General features: G+C 45.1%; 13 protein-coding genes. All 13 read right to left on the reverse strand.

Annotated elements, in window-relative coordinates; translation table 11 throughout:
- Window positions 1–108 precede the first annotated feature (108 nt).
- Window positions 109–873, reverse strand: a complete 765-nt coding sequence (locus tag NV379_RS05145) for an ABC transporter ATP-binding protein (protein ID WP_258206222.1) — start codon at window positions 871–873, stop codon at window positions 109–111.
- Window positions 874–1,178: 305 nt separating this feature from the next.
- Window positions 1,179–3,068, reverse strand: coding sequence for an ABC transporter permease (locus tag NV379_RS05150; protein WP_258206223.1), 1,890 nt, complete (start codon window positions 3,066–3,068; stop codon window positions 1,179–1,181).
- 13 nt (window positions 3,069–3,081) lie between these two features.
- Complete coding sequence (locus NV379_RS05155; RefSeq protein ID WP_258206222.1) at window positions 3,082–3,846, reverse strand: ABC transporter ATP-binding protein; 765 nt, start codon at window positions 3,844–3,846, stop codon at window positions 3,082–3,084.
- A 181-nt stretch (window positions 3,847–4,027) separates the two neighbouring features.
- Complete coding sequence (locus NV379_RS05160) at window positions 4,028–5,722, reverse strand: M3 family oligoendopeptidase (RefSeq protein WP_258206224.1); 1,695 nt, start codon at window positions 5,720–5,722, stop codon at window positions 4,028–4,030.
- Between the two features lie 101 nt (window positions 5,723–5,823).
- Window positions 5,824–7,266, reverse strand: a complete 1,443-nt coding sequence (locus NV379_RS05165) for a bifunctional 2-methylcitrate dehydratase/aconitate hydratase (protein WP_258206225.1) — start codon at window positions 7,264–7,266, stop codon at window positions 5,824–5,826.
- 51 nt (window positions 7,267–7,317) lie between these two features.
- Window positions 7,318–8,442: a bifunctional 2-methylcitrate synthase/citrate synthase gene (gene prpC, locus NV379_RS05170; RefSeq protein WP_258206226.1), complete on the reverse strand. Its 1,125-nt coding sequence runs from the start codon at window positions 8,440–8,442 to the stop codon at window positions 7,318–7,320.
- 2 nt (window positions 8,443–8,444) lie between these two features.
- Window positions 8,445–9,329, reverse strand: a complete 885-nt coding sequence (gene prpB / locus NV379_RS05175) for a methylisocitrate lyase (RefSeq protein WP_258206227.1) — start codon at window positions 9,327–9,329, stop codon at window positions 8,445–8,447.
- A 15-nt stretch (window positions 9,330–9,344) separates the two neighbouring features.
- A complete protein-coding gene (locus NV379_RS05180; RefSeq protein WP_258206228.1) occupies window positions 9,345–10,502 on the reverse strand; it encodes an acyl-CoA dehydrogenase family protein in 1,158 nt (385 codons plus the stop codon).
- A 45-nt stretch (window positions 10,503–10,547) separates the two neighbouring features.
- Window positions 10,548–11,396 carry a 3-hydroxybutyryl-CoA dehydrogenase gene (locus NV379_RS05185; protein ID WP_258206707.1) on the reverse strand — a complete coding sequence of 283 codons (849 nt, stop codon included), beginning with the start codon at window positions 11,394–11,396 and terminating at the stop codon, window positions 10,548–10,550.
- Window positions 11,397–11,398: 2 nt separating this feature from the next.
- Window positions 11,399–12,637: an acetyl-CoA C-acetyltransferase gene (locus NV379_RS05190; RefSeq protein ID WP_258206229.1), complete on the reverse strand. Its 1,239-nt coding sequence runs from the start codon at window positions 12,635–12,637 to the stop codon at window positions 11,399–11,401.
- Between the two features lie 13 nt (window positions 12,638–12,650).
- The gene (locus tag NV379_RS05195; RefSeq protein WP_258206230.1) at window positions 12,651–14,042 is read right to left on the reverse strand and encodes a dihydrolipoamide acetyltransferase family protein; all 1,392 of its coding nucleotides are present in this window, start codon (window positions 14,040–14,042) and stop codon (window positions 12,651–12,653) included.
- 13 nt (window positions 14,043–14,055) lie between these two features.
- Window positions 14,056–15,039, reverse strand: a complete 984-nt coding sequence (locus NV379_RS05200; RefSeq protein ID WP_258206231.1) for an alpha-ketoacid dehydrogenase subunit beta — start codon at window positions 15,037–15,039, stop codon at window positions 14,056–14,058.
- Between the two features lie 12 nt (window positions 15,040–15,051).
- Window positions 15,052–16,047 (reverse strand): thiamine pyrophosphate-dependent dehydrogenase E1 component subunit alpha, encoded by a 996-nt coding sequence (locus tag NV379_RS05205; protein ID WP_258206232.1) that lies wholly within the window; start codon window positions 16,045–16,047, stop codon window positions 15,052–15,054.

The raw sequence follows: 16,047 nt of genomic DNA on the forward strand, positions 1-16,047 counted from the left end.
TAGAAGATCGAGATCGAGATGACTAGGCCGACAAGAAGGACAATGTAGTCCTTCATCATTTTTCTCATGCTTGAGAGAGAAATTTTAAGTAACATATGCTTCGCTCCCTTATTCCATGCCTGCAGTCGCGCCAAGATCAGCAAGAATATCTAGAATCTGCTTATAAAATTGCTCGCGGCTACCAGAACGATGTAGTTCGGTAAATAATTTACCATCACGAATGAATAAGATTCGTTTGCAATAGCTTGCACTGAAAGCATCATGCGTTACCATCAGAATCGATACATCCTGTTGTTCATTTAGTTCTTGCATCGCTTCAAGCATGCTTGTCGCATTCTTCGAATCCAGTGCTCCTGTCGGCTCATCCGCAAGAATAATTGCTGGCTCATGCACAAGTGCACGGGCTGCAGCTGCACGTTGCTTCTGACCACCAGAAACTTCACTAGGACTTTTCTTAATAATCTCTTCAATGTCTAGTGTCTTCGCTACTTTCATTACTTTCGCGCGAATTTGCTTGGCTGGTACTCCTTGAAGGGAAAGTGGCAAGGCAATATTTTCATAGATCGATAAATTCTCAAGCAAGTTAAAATCTTGGAAAATAAACCCTAACGTCTTCGCACGGAAGTCCGCTAGCTGTGTCTGATTCATAGCCGTGATATTCTGACCCGCTACTTGAATCACACCACCTGTAGAACGATCTAATGTGGAAATCACGTTCAGCAAAGTCGTCTTACCCGAGCCTGATGGCCCCATGATACCGACGAACTCCCCATCCACAATACCAAATGAAATCCCGTTCAATGCATAAGATAAATTATCACCTTTCTTACCATATATTTTCTGGACGTTGCTAACTTCTACTACCTTGTTCATATGATCCTCCTTAGGTCGCGTATGTAATCGCTTGTTCTCTATGGACCAATCATACTCGCTTGCCCAGGATGTTCCTATCGAAGTTAGTGATACGCGAATGACAGTTCTGTAAGATAAGTCAAGGTGACGCACCGATGTGGGTCATCGTATTTAATGTTCTCGTGTTTATTGTCCATGACGATCATGTATCAACTGAATTCCATTAAGGCAGCTACCCTATGGTATGGATATAGTGAAGAATAAGTAGATGATATAAACAAAAGACGACCTTCGATCCCATATCTGGAACCGAAGGTCGTTTGTCCTTATAGTCGTTCTTTCGGAAGAACGATGCTTTTGTATAGCTGAACAGTGATCATGTAATATACCGTGTAAATCACAGAGAAGATCACGATTGGCACCCAAATTTTGAAATATGGATCAGCCAAAATAAAGCTAAACATTTCCATCCCCGCAACAACGTGCATAACACCAATGATTGCTGGAAGCGCGAAGATTGCAAGTAATTCCTTGTAGATTGACTTCGTTAATAATTGCTTGCGTACCCCAATCTTACGTAGCATCTGATAACGCTGTATATCACGGGCAGCACCAGATAAAATTTTGAACATCAGACAACTTGCCATCATCGCAAGGAATGCAATACCTAGGAAGAATCCCATGAACATCGTACCGCTGGACATCGTGTGCATTGCTTCGTACGTTGCATACTTGGTACGCATATCTTCCATTTTGCTACCATGCTGTTTAGCAAGAACCATTTGTCTCTCGTTTATTTCTTTCAATTCTTTTTTGTAAACGAGGAAATCGTCGACATACCCAACGTATACTTTATGCTCTTCTGCCTTGACATTATTATAATTGTTCTGATCGGCTACATACGTACTTCGTCCACCGAACATGGAGTAACCGCTATTAAACTCTGTGCTTAGAGTTTCACTCCAATTCGATTCCAGAACTTTAGCTTTCGGAGCAGAACTATCTTTATCTCGTTCAAAATCAATATAAAGAGGTTCAGGTAGCGGAATTGTTAATCGTTCCGGCTTTTTCTTGGGATCGAAAATCCCCTTATCACTCTGCTCTAACTTACGATAAAGTGGCGGAGATGCGAGCAAGTCTTCTTTTAAGAAGTATATATTCTTATCCGTTATCTTATAACGATACTCATGCTGTTCATTGAATTTCATATTTGCAAGCAAATCTTTATCATGCTTACTCGGATCATGAACGACAACATCAGCTACTTGACTATTCGCTGCATTATTATAGGCATTGTTCTGGAACGCAAGCCCTCCAGAAATTGCGCCTACACCAAGTGCAATTAGCATAGCAATTGTACCTAATAATCGGGATAAGGAATTCGCACGAAATTGAAGCTGAGAGAATGTAAAGGCATTAATGCCTTTCAAATTACGCTTCTCGTTCTTCTTTAACCCATTTACCCATACCGGCAAGAAAGTCATAAAGAATAAGTACGTACCAATTGTTGTAGCAAACGCACCAAGGTAAAAACCCATCTCTTTAAGCTTCATTAAGTTCCAAATACCATAGTAACCTGCTGCAATACATGCCACTGCAATGACTGCGAAGATTACTGTGATGATTCCACCTTTTCTAATACGATCTTTACTCGACTCTGCGCGAAGTAAATCTAGAATCGATGTACGTGAAAGCTTAAGTGCATTCACAATACCTGTTAAGATGAAAATTGCAATGAAAAATCCAATTGTCATAATGACAGCCTTCATTAAGAAAGCATCGTACCCGCTCGAAGTAAAATCAATTTGCTTCATGAGCATCTGACCCACAACTTTAGCAAGCCCTGTTCCTACAAGAATACCGATAATGAGCGCAGCAATCCCAACGAGCATTGTTTCAATAAACATCAATTTTACAATCTTACTTTTCTTGGCACCTAGCATCATATACATGCCATATTCTTTACGTCTTAGTGATAACAAGAACGAATTTGCATAGAAAATATAGAAGAATGTAATGATGGCCAGCAATACAGAACCCACATTGAACACTAACATAATCGATCGGATGACCGCATTTGCCTTTACAAATTCTTCGTTCATCGCAAGTGTTTGGAACATGTAGAAGATCGAGATCGAGATGACTAGGCCGACAAGAAGGACAATGTAGTCCTTCATCATTTTTCTCATGCTTGAGAGAGAAATTTTAAGTAACATATGCTTCGCTCCCTTATTCCATGCCTGCAGTCGCGCCAAGATCAGCAAGAATATCTAGAATCTGCTTATAAAATTGCTCGCGGCTACCAGAACGATGTAGTTCGGTAAATAATTTACCATCACGAATGAATAAGATTCGTTTGCAATAGCTTGCACTGAAAGCATCATGCGTTACCATCAGAATCGATACATCCTGTTGTTCATTTAGTTCTTGCATCGCTTCAAGCATGCTTGTCGCATTCTTCGAATCCAGTGCTCCTGTCGGCTCATCCGCAAGAATAATTGCTGGCTCATGCACAAGTGCACGGGCTGCAGCTGCACGTTGCTTCTGACCACCAGAAACTTCACTAGGACTTTTCTTAATAATCTCTTCAATGTCTAGTGTCTTCGCTACTTTCATTACTTTCGCGCGAATTTGCTTGGCTGGTACTCCTTGAAGGGAAAGTGGCAAGGCAATATTTTCATAGATCGATAAATTCTCAAGCAAGTTAAAATCTTGGAAAATAAACCCTAACGTCTTCGCACGGAAGTCCGCTAGCTGTGTCTGATTCATAGCCGTGATATTCTGACCCGCTACTTGAATCACACCACCTGTAGAACGATCTAATGTGGAAATCACGTTCAGCAAAGTCGTCTTACCCGAGCCTGATGGCCCCATGATACCGACGAACTCCCCATCCACAATACCAAATGAAATCCCGTTCAATGCATAAGATAAATTATCACCTTTCTTACCATATATTTTCTGGACGTTGCTAACTTCTACTACCTTGTTCATATGATCCTCCTTAGGTCGCGTATGTAATCGCTTGTTCTCTATGAACCAATCATACTCGCTTGCCCAGGATGTTCCTATCGAAGTTAGTGATACGCGAATGACAGTTCTGTAAGATAAGCCAAAAAGGCACTACCCCTAATAAATAGGAGTAGTGCCTCTTCTAACATTGAATTCGCGTTTATTACAGCTTCGTGTCGTCTACACTGTTGAGCCACTCTTCAATCGTACCGATAACAGATGCCACGCAGCCATCTTCGAATGGTGAGATCAAGTTTGCTTGCTCTACGAGTTTAGTGAAGGACTTGCTTCCGCCAGCCTTACATAGTTCAACGTAATCTGCCCAAGCCTTCTCTTTGTTGTCATGCATGCCTTTCCAGAATTGGAACGCACAGATTTGAGCTAATGTGTAATCGATATAATAGAACGGTGAATTGAAGATGTGCTGTTGTTGCACCCAGAATCCGCCGCGCTCTAAGTAATCATTCTCATCATAATTGCGGTGAGGCAAGTATTTGCGCTCGATATCACGCCATGCTTGCTTACGCTCAGCTGGTGTAGCAGTAGGATTCGCATAGATGAAATGCTGGAACTCATCTACCGATACGCCATAAGGAATGAAGTTGAGACCTTCACCTAAGTGATTGAACTTGTATTTCTCTGTGTCTTCCTTGAAGAACAATTCCATCCAAGGCCATGCGAAGAATTCCATACTCATTGAATGAATTTCGCAAGCCTCATGTGTTGGCCAGTGATACTCTGGGATTTCATGTCCACAGCTGGAATACACTTGGAACGCATGACCTGCTTCATGTGTCAACACGTCGATGTCGCCTGCAGTACCATTAAAGTTGGAGAAAATGAACGGCTTCGAGTAGTCGCTGAAGTATGTGCAATAACCGCCACTTTGCTTGCCTTTCTTACTCACCAAATCCATAAGCTCTTCATTCACCATCATCTGGAAGAACGCATCTGTCTCTGGAGATAGTTCTTTGTACATTTGAGAACCGCTATTTACGATGTATTCCGGGTCGCCCTTCGGCTTCGCGTTACCTGTTAAGAAACTGAATTTATCATCGTAATAAGACAATTTCTCAACACCAATGCGCTTCGCTTGGCGCTCTTTCAAGTTTTGTGTAACAGGAACGATGTACTCCAAAACTTGCTTTCTAAAGTTCGCAACCATATCTGCATCGTAATCGATACGTTGCATACGTGCATAACCTACTTCAGTGAAGCTGTTAAAGCCTAGCTTTTGTGAAATCGTGTGTCTTACTTTAACAAGATCATCATAGATACGATCTAATTGTTCTTCGTTTTCTACGAAGAAGCCATAGCGTGCCTCACTTGCACGACGGCGCATATCGCGATCTGTCGATAACGTAAACGGCTGCATTTGCGCAAGTGTACGCTCTTCACCTTCAAACGGAATTTTTGCAGAAGCAATCAACTTCTGGTATTCCGAACTCAGCTTATTTTCCAATTGCAAGTCTTCGATGATCGAAGGACTAAATACTTTGATTGAAAGCTCTGCTAATTGAAACAGCTGTGAGCCCCACTTTTCTTCCAACTCAGATCTAAACTTGGATTCTACAAGTGCTTTGTAGTAATCTGCTTGATGCTTCTGAATGTGCGGAATCGTATCATCCCAGAATTCTTGCTCAGCTTTATAGAACTCATCATTCGTATCTATGGAGTTGCGTACATAAGCGATGTTAATCAACGTTTCTACGCTGCTGCGATGTTGATTGTAAGCTCTCATAGCTTCATTTTGCGCTTCGAATGTTTCTGCTGCTTGGAAAGCAGCGAGCAGCTCAGTAAATTGACTTTCCACCTGCTCCATATCTGGTCTTTCATAAGGCATTTGACTAAATTTCACTCGGTAATCATCCTTTCTAGTTACAAGAAAATAAGTTACCTTAAATTACTTCCCTACTTTTTACTGAAACCCTTCTTATGTTTCTGATTTTTAGTAAAATTTTAAATGACAAACTGATCGACAAATGCCGAAACAGGCATCGACTCGAATTTCTCCTGATCCTTACTTGCATCAAAAATGCTCGTAGCCTGATGCTGTGGAAACCTCGTAGCAAGGCTTGCTATGAACTTACTTTCTAAATGTGGGATACCTTCTACACGACGGCGGCGATGTCCGATTGGATACTGCACTTCAATATTAGCTGTACATGTTCCATCTTTGAAAAAGACTTGAACCGCATTGGCAATGGATCGTTTCTCAGGGTCTAAATAATCGGCAGAGTATGTGATGCTCTCTTGTGTACGCATGAATTGACGTAAAGTATCAATCTGAGGATCAGAGGCGAACGAATCTTCATAGTGATCCGCGTTCAGTTCCCCGTACATGAGTCCAATTGCCACCATATATTGCAAGCAGTGATCGCGGTCAGCAGGATTGTGAAGCGGTCCTGTCTTGTCGATGATTCGAATCGCTGATTCGTGGGTTGTGAGTACAATTGCATCAATATCGTCTAAGCGATGTTTGACTTCAGGATGTAATTGAATGGCACATTCGACTGCCGTCTGGGCGTGAAATTCGGCTGGGAATGAGATTTTGAATAGAACATTTTCCATGACATAGGAGCTATAAGGTCGGCTAAACTTAAAACTATTCCCCTTGAACAACACATCATAGAAACCCCACGTCTTCGCCGTTAAGGCCGACTCATATCCCATCTCACCCTTCATTGTCATCAAGGCAAGTCTAACCGCACGGCTTGTGGCATCTCCTGCAGCCCAAGATTTACGAGAGCCGGTATTCGGTGCATGACGATACGTACGAAGCGACTGTCCGTCAATCCAGCTTTGAGAAAGCGCACTTGCAATCTGCTCTTCACTTCCTCCGAGAAGATGAGTCACCACTGCTGTTGAAGCGACTTTCACGAGTACGACATGATCCAGTCCAACTCTGTTAAAACTATTTTCCAAAGCAAGAATGCCTTGTATCTCATGGGCTTTGATCAGCGCGGTCAGGACATCACGCATGGAAAGTGATAATTTGCCCTCCGCAATGTTCTTCCGACTCATGTAGTCTGCTATCGCAAGGATGCCCCCTAAATTATCCGATGGATGACCCCATTCAGCAGCAAGCCATGTATCGTTGTAATCCAACCAGCGAATCATCGTTCCAATATTAAACGCAGCTTGGACGGGATCAAGTTGATGTTGAGTCCCCGGCACTTTCGCTCCATGTGGGACTACTGTTCCTTGTACAATTGGGCCGAGCAGCTTCGTGCATTCCGGGTAACGCAGTGCTAGTAGTCCACAACCAAGTGCATCCATTAGGCACAAGCGCGCAATATTGTAAGCTTCTTCACTTTCAATGGAGTCATTCGCCACGTACCTCGCTATTTCTTGGAGTACTTGGTCGTATTCTCCTCGGGATTTGGAAATAGATGATGACATAAGTTCGCACCTCCTTTTTCAACGTATAGAAAATGGAGTCCAGACATGTTGTTAACCTCGATCTGCCATAGGCAGCCATGGCATCGGATCATGACCAATATAATCGGCACTAGGACGGATCAGCTTATTATTCGCTCGCTGCTCCATGATGTGGGCTGACCACCCACTTGTGCGGGAAATAACGAAGATTGGAGTAAACATCGCCGTAGGAATACCAAGCAAGTGATAAGCCGATGCGCTATAGAAATCCAGATTCGGAAACAGCTTCTTCTCCTGCCACATCAAGCTTTCAATTCGCTCAGAGATGTCAAACAACTTCATGTCCCCTGTTTCTTCCGACAGTTTACGCGACCATTCTTTAATAATGTCAGATCGCGGATCAGAGATCGAATAGACCCGGTGACCGAAGCCCATCACGAGCTGTTTACCCGCCAGCATCGATAAGAGACCCGCTTCGGCATCATCGGGATCGTTAAATTTAGCGATCAACTCCATCGCCGCTTCATTCGCTCCGCCATGTAAGGATCCGCGCAGTGTTCCAATTCCTGACGTGATCGCAGAGTACATATCCGATAAGGTGGATGCCGTCGTACGCGCAGCGAAGGTGGATGCATTAAATTCATGTTCGGCATACAGCGTGAGCGAGATGTCCATAACACGTTCATGCAGCTCACTTGGCGGATGACCATGTAGCAATTCTAAGAAAAGACCGGCAATGCTATCTGAACTTGCATGTAGTTCGATTCTTGTACCCGATTGTGAATAATGGTACCAATACAGCAGCATCGATCCGAAGCTTGCCATCAATCGATCAGCAATATCTGCTTGGGTATAGGACTCACCCTCTATCTCCATCGTACCAAGCGCCGAACATCCGGTACGCAGAACGTCCATCGGATGCGCTGAGCGTGGCAGTCGCTCCAGAATATTTTTCAGATCAGCAGGTAAATCTCGTAGTCCTTGAAGTTTCTGCTTGTATGCAACGAGCTCATTAGAGCTTGGTAATTGACCATAGATGAGCAAATAAGCGGTTTCTTCAAACGTAGCATGTGCAGCAAGATCAAAGATTGAATATCCGCGGTAATTCAGACCTTTACCTTCTTTTCCAACCGTAGCAATTGATGTCTGACCTGCTGTTATTCCCGCTAAACCACCTTGTTTCTGGGGTGCAGCCATGTTTATGATCCCCCTTTCACTTTAGCAAAGAGCTCATCCAACTTTTTCTCGTAATCGTAATAGCCAAGTACATCATATAGTTCAGTGCGAGTTTGCATTTGGTCCGTAATGTTACGCTGAGTTCCCTCCGTTCGAAGGGTCTGATACACTAAATTCGCTGCTGCATTCATCGCACGAAATGCCGCGAGCGGATAGAGTGCTAAGCTCACTTGGGCCTGTTTCAATTCATCAATTGTAAAAAGCGGGGTCTGTCCGAACTCCGTCATATTCGCTAAGATCGGTACTTGAACCGCTTGGGCAAAACGCTCATACTGCTCTAGTGTCTGAACAGCCTCCGGGAAGATCATATCCGCCCCAGCCTCCACACACGCTTGTGCACGATCAATCGCAGCATCCAGCCCTTCATTTGCAAGTGCATCGGTCCGTGCCATGATGACAAAGTTCGGATCGATCCTAGCATCCACCGCTGACTTAATGCGATCTACCATCTCATCTTTGCTCACAATGCCTTTATTCGGACGGTGTCCGCAGCGCTTCTCCATAACTTGATCTTCAATATGAACGCCTGCTGCACCCGCACGGATCATCTCGCGAATTGTTCGCCCCACACTATGCGTACCGCCGAAGCCGGTATCCACATCAACTAGTAACGGTAAATCGACTGCGGCAGTAATGCGCCGAACATCGTCTAGAACGTCGGTCAATGTCGTCATTCCCAGATCCGGCATCCCGAATGAAGCATTCGCAACACCTGCTCCTGACAAATAGATCGCACGAAAGCCGACCCGCTTCGCCATCAGCGCCGTATACGCATTAATTGTTCCTGCCACTTGGAGTGGACACTCATCGATCAGCGCTTGTCGTAGCCGCAATCCTGCTGATTCCATCGGCATCACCCCTTTCTACCTCACTTGATACATCGCGTCTTTCAAAATGTGCTTCGCAATGACGATCCGCTGAATCTGGTTCGTCCCTTCGTAAATTTGCGTGACTTTCGCATCGCGCATATAACGCTCGACAAGATTGTCTTGAGAATAGCCATAATCACCTAACATCTGTACCACATCTCTCGTGATGGACATCGCCGTATCTGTGGTAAACATCTTTGCCATCGAGGCTTCCTTGCCACAGGGCAATCCCTGATCGCGAAGCATAGCCGCTCTGTAGATAAGCAGCTTAGCGGCTTCAAGCTGAGTCGCCATGCTGGCGAGTTTATTTTTCATGAAGAGTAAATGTGCGTCGTTCAGGTCGGCACTCTGCTGCTTCGTATATTGAAGGGCTTGATCATACGCCGCCCTTGCGATTCCAAGAGCTTGTGCCGCGATGCTGATACGTCCACTATCCAGATGCCGAAGTGAGATATGAAACCCTTCACCTTCTACTCCAAGCAGTTGCGAAGCAGGTACTTTGGCTTGATCGAAGATGAGCGTCGTCGTCGCAGAGCCGTTCATCCCCATCTTCTTCTCTTTTTTTCCAATAATAAGACCTGGGGTCTCCTTCTCAACGATAAACGCAGAAATTTGGCGTGCACCGGAATTTGTTTCCGTAACAACTGATGTTATGTAAACATCTGCTTCGCCGCCGTTTGTAATGAACATTTTGGTACCATTCAGGATATAGTTCTCACCCTCTCGGTACGCCTTGGTCGCAATTTGTGAGGCATCTGATCCTGCTTGGGGTTCAGTGAGCGCGAATGCGCCGATCATCTGTCCCGTTGCTAATTTACGTAGGTACTTTTCCTTCTGCACCTGTGTCCCATTGTTCACAATCGGCATCGTACCGACTGAAGTATGCACAGCGAGAATGACGCCAAGTGTAGCGCTCGCATAAGAAATTTCTTCAATCGTGAGGTTGTACGAGAGAAAATCGACTTCTGACCCTCCCCATTGTTTCGGAACAGGCAGTCCGAGTAGCCCTTTCTCACTCATTTTGTCTACAATGTCACGTGGAAACTGATCACTTCGATCAATCTGTATGGCATAGGGGATGATCTCCTTCTGTGCAAATGTACGCACCTGATCACGATGCGCCTCTTGCTCGGATGTCAGAGTAAAGTCCATGAGCAGCCCCTCCCCCATAAATATGTTTCAAATGAGACAAATAGGTCAGTACTTATAAAAACCACGACCTGTTTTTTTACCGAGCCATCCTGCCTTCACATATTTGCGCAGCAGTGGACATGGACGATACTTGGTATCTCCTAAGCCCTCATGCAGCACTTCCATAATGGATAAACACGTATCTAGCCCGATAAAATCAGCTAGCGAAAGAGGTCCCATCGGGTGGTTCATCCCAAGCTTCATCACTTCGTCAATGGCTTCCGGTTTCGCAATTCCTTCATACACACAATAAATCGCTTCGTTGATCATCGGCATGAGAATACGATTGGACACAAAACCTGGGAAGTCATTGACTTCCACAGGAACTTTGTTCATTTTCCGAGCAAGATCTGTAATGGTCTGAGTTGTTTCATCTGATGTGGCAAGCCCACGAATGACCTCAACAAGCTTCATCACAGGCACAGGATTCATGAAATGCATGCCAATCACAAGCTCAGGACGGGTCGTGACAGCAGCAATCTCAGTAATCGGAAGGGACGATGTATTCGTTGCAAAAATAGCTTCTTTCGGCGCGATCGCTTCCAACCTTCGGAACAATTCACATTTGACAGACATGTTCTCAACAATCGCCTCTATAATGAGTTGAACCGAATGGGCGTCATCAAGTTGAGTAGATGGCTCGATATGCGCGAGGATCGCTTGCTTAGCAGCCTCGGTCTTACGACCTTTGGCTACATCACGAGTTAAATTGATCGTAATTTGATCGATTCCACGCTGGACAATCGCATCGGTTTGGTCATGTAAAATGACATACAGCCCTGCTTCGGCTGCTACCTGCGCAATACCACTGCCCATCTGACCTGCGCCAATAACCATCACAGTCTGAATCTCGATACTCACTCGATCACCTCTAATGATTCGGATGGCTCACCACTTGATGGTGGATGGACTTCAAGCATGATCGCATCGCCTTGTGCTGCACCTGAACAGATTGCCGCTACACCTAAACCGCCGCCGCGACGCCTTAATTCATGAATTAAGGTACAGATAATACGGGCACCGCTTGCTCCAATCGGATGGCCTATCGCAACAGCACCACCGTTTACATTGACTTTGTTCTCATCCCAACCGAGCAAGTATCCTGTCGTTATGGGAACCGCTGCAAACGCTTCGTTCACTTCAAATAGATCCACTTCCCAGGTTTCACGACGAGTTTTTGTTAACAAATTCTTAATTGCGAAAGCTGGTGTCACCGCAAGATAGGGTGCGACTACTGCATAATCAGCATGACCGATAATAGTTGCCAGTGGAGTTAGACCTTCCTGCTTCGCACGTTCTTCGGACATCAGAACAAGAGCAGCAGCCCCATCATTCACTCCCGGTGCATTGCCAGCTGTAATCGTGGAGGTTGACTCACCCAGTGGCTTTAGCTTCGCTAATTTCTCAAGTGATGTATCTCGGCGAGGCGCCTCATCTTGATCGACAATCGTCTTGCTTCCATTCTTATTCGTAATTTCCACAGGTATGATCTCATCCTTAAAGTAGCCGGACTCTTGCGCATAAATCGCACGCTCATGTGAACGAAGTGCCCAAGCATCTTGCGCTTCTCGTGATATTCCATACTCAGCCGCTACCTTAGCTCCATGTACAGACATGGGCACTTGATGGAATGCACAGCGGAGTCCATCATGATTAAGTAAATCTACGACCTCAGTGTTACCAAGGCGCATACCCCAACGAGCACTCGGAAGCGCATATGGCGCATTCGACATCGACTCCATGCCGCCAGAAACGATAACTTCCCCATCACCTGCTCGAATGATTTGATCACCAAGGGTGACGGCACGCATACCAGATGCACATACTTTGTTAATTGTCTCGGAAGTTGTCGTCCAAGGAAGTCCTGCTTGCCTTGCTGCTTGCCGAGAAGGAATCTGACCCGCTCCTGCTTGCAGGACCATTCCCATGACAACCTTATCTATGTGATCTGGCGCTACACCTGCTCGTTCTACGGCAGCTCGAATCACAGTTGCACCAAGATCTACTGCAGAAAGTGAAGATAACGCTCCCCCTAATTTTCCAATTGGTGTACGTACAGCACTTACGATTACCGTTCTTCGAGATGCTGTGCTCATCGCTCAACCTCCTCTAGTAAAGGACTGTATCCGTGATATGATTTTCCAAATACTGTTTCATACTTTGCAGAAAATGCCCGCTTGTCAGTGGATCAATTGCGTTAGAATCAACTGTTAAACATAAGTTCACAATGGAGCGAATGGCGAACATACTGTCAACAACGACTGGACGTTTCGTGATCATCTCAATGCTAAGGACAGCTGTTTGTGGATAATGAAGTGTGGGCTGAGATTCAATCGAACCGATTGCCCCTGTATTGTTAAGCGTAAACGTACCGCCTGAAGATTCATTCACATTAAGTCGGTGATGTTTAACTTTATTCACAACATCATGAAGAGATTGCGTGAGTCCTAAGAAGCTTTGATGATCGACATTGCGAATAACTGGTGCGTACAGTTTGTGATGAGCTGCGACTGCAAGGGATAGATGAATGGGCTTACCCGTAGTGAGTTGCTCGCCTTCCCAAGTGGAATTAAGCAAAGGATATTTCTTCAAGCCCTCGACGACTGCTCGGATAAAGAAAGGTAAGTACGAAAGTTTAAGCCCTTCTCGGCTTGCAAAATAATCCTTTTTCTCTTCTCGAAACTTAACGAGATTCGTGACATCGACTTCGACCATCATCCAAGAGGGATGTGCGTAATATTGAAGTGGAGTCGTTTTCTGTGAAGCTTGAATGTTAGAAATGGCAGCGATAGGGGTGTGATTATTAGAGGATATAGGGTGGGTAGATGGGTGGATGGGATCGCTGAATGGGTTGTTTGTTGATATTAATGCATGTGATGGCGACATGGATTGTGATGATAACTCTGAGGATCTTGATGCAAGTGGTTGTTGTACTTGTGACAACGGCGCTGACTTTGATAATGATTGTTGCTCCAAATATCCCAGTACATCCTTCCTCGTCACCCGTCCGCCTTTACCCGTACCCTGAATTTGGGACAAAGTAAGATTATGCTCTCTTGCTAATTCAAGTACAACTGGGGAGTAGATGTGGGCTTGGGAAATGCCGACAGAAGATTGCGCCAGCGTAGGTTGCTCAGAAGTACCTTCATTGAACGGATGTACCTTACTTGTTTCACCCTGTCTCACTCCGTACTGTTTTCCCCCATCCTGCCCCGAATCACCGAACCTTTCAGCTTCCGTCTTTTGCTCCAAATTAGTTACACTTTGCTCCGTAATCTCACACATCACTCCACCTACTGGAATCGTTGCTCCAACAGCAGCAATAAGTTGGTGAACAACTCCACTTACAGTCGAGGGGACTTCTGCAGTGACTTTATCGGTCATAATCTCGCAGATCGGCTCATACTTATTGACCCAATCACCTGGAGCGACTAACCATTTAAGTACTGTCCCTTCGGTTACTGTTTCTCCAAGCTGTGGCATACGAACAATCGAAGTCATCTCATCTCCCCCCTTAAAACTCAGCTAGATCGCGCATGGCATGCATTACAGCATCTGCATCTAGCATGAAAAATTTCTCTAGTGGTGGACTATATGGCATTGCAGGCGTATCTGGCCCACATAGTCTACGAATAGGTGCATCTAACTGAAACAAGCATTCTTCGGCAATAATCGCTGATATTTCCCCACCGATCCCGCCTTCTTTGTTATCCTCATGGATAATAAGAACTTTGCCCGTCTTAATTGCTGCATCAATAATGGCTTGCTTATCAATCGGATATAACGTGCGCAAATCGAGTATATGTGCACTTATCCCCTCTTCGGCGAGCGTATCTGCTGCTTGAAGCGCATAATGTAGCATAAGTCCAAACGCAATAACCGTTATATCATCGCCTTCGCGTTTCACTTCGGCTTTTCCAATTGGCAAGGTGTAATCCGTATCAGGAACTTCCCCTTTAATTAATCGATAGCACTTCTTATGTTCAAGAAACAACACAGGATCTTCGTCGCGAATGGCAGATTTAAGCAAGCCTTTTACGTCATATGGCGTAGATGGGGCTACCACTTTAAGTCCAGGTACATTCGCGAACATAGCCTCAATACTTTGCGAATGGTACAGCGCACCATGCACACCGCCTCCATATGGAGCACGAACGACAAGTGGACAATGCCAATCATTATTTGAGCGATAGCGCATCTTCGCTGCCTCACTTACGATCTGATTCACGGCTGGCATTATAAAATCGGCAAACTGCATCTCTGCTACGGGGCGCATCCCATAGGCAGCAGCACCAATAGCCACACCGACAATCGCAGATTCTGCAAGTGGCGCATCAATAACTCGCTCTTCCCCAAATTGTTCTAGCAACCCCTTAGTTGCCCTGAACACGCCTTCACGAATACCGACATCTTCCCCAATAACGAATACCTTACGGTCTCGCTGCATCTCTTCACGTAGTGCCAACGCAACTGCATCAATATAGCTAATGACGGGCATTGGTATGACCTCCTAATTTCCATACACATACTTAAGCGTGCTTTCTGGCTCGGGAAAAGGCGCCTTTTCCGCATAATCTGTTGCATCGTTTACTTCGTGAGTAAGTTCACTTAATAAGGCTTGTTCTTTATGCTCATTCCATAGCCCGACTTCTTCCAAATATAGACGAAACATTCGAACAGGATCTTTACTTCGAGCTGCTGCCACTTCATCTTGAGAACGATATTGACGGTCATCATCATCACTAGAATGCGGATTAATCCGATACATCAACGCCTCGATCAAGGTCGCACCTTCACCCCTGCGCCCCCGATCTACCGCTTCTTTCACAACCTGATACACCGCAATAGGATCGTTCCCATCTACCTTCACACCAGGGAATCCATACCCTTGCGCTCGCATCGCTACACTTTCACAACCAAGCTGCTTATGCAGTGGTACGGAAATCGCGTACTGATTATTTTCACAAAAGAATATAACCGGCAGCTTGTGCACCCCTGCGAAATTCGCACCTTCATGAAAATCACCTTGATTGCTCGTGCCTTCACCAAAGCTGACATATACAACCATGTCTTTTCCTTCTAGCTTTCCACCAAGAGCAATACCTACTGCATGTGGAATCTGCGTTCCAACAGGACTTGATGCACTCATAATGTTATGTTTACGACATCCGAAATGCCCAGGCATCTGCCTGCCGCCACTATTGGGATCTTCTGCTTTAGCAAACACGTTCAACATTGAATCGCGGCTTGTCATCCCGAATACATGGACGAACGCCAAATCACGGTAATAGGGACAGGCATAATCTTTTCCAATTTCAAAAGCGAACGCCGCCCCCACTTGCGCCGCTTCCTGTCCTTGACAGGATAAGAAGAATGGGATTTTGCCCGCTCTATTTAATAAAGACATTCGTTCATCGAGCTTACGAGTTAACAGCATATATCGATACATTTCGATGACTTGATCGTCAGGCAATCCCGCCTGCTGATGGCGACTTGGAATCGTCAT

The organism is Paenibacillus radicibacter, assembly GCF_024721995.1.
GTDB lineage: Bacteria > Bacillota > Bacilli > Paenibacillales > NBRC-103111 > Paenibacillus_AM > Paenibacillus_AM radicibacter.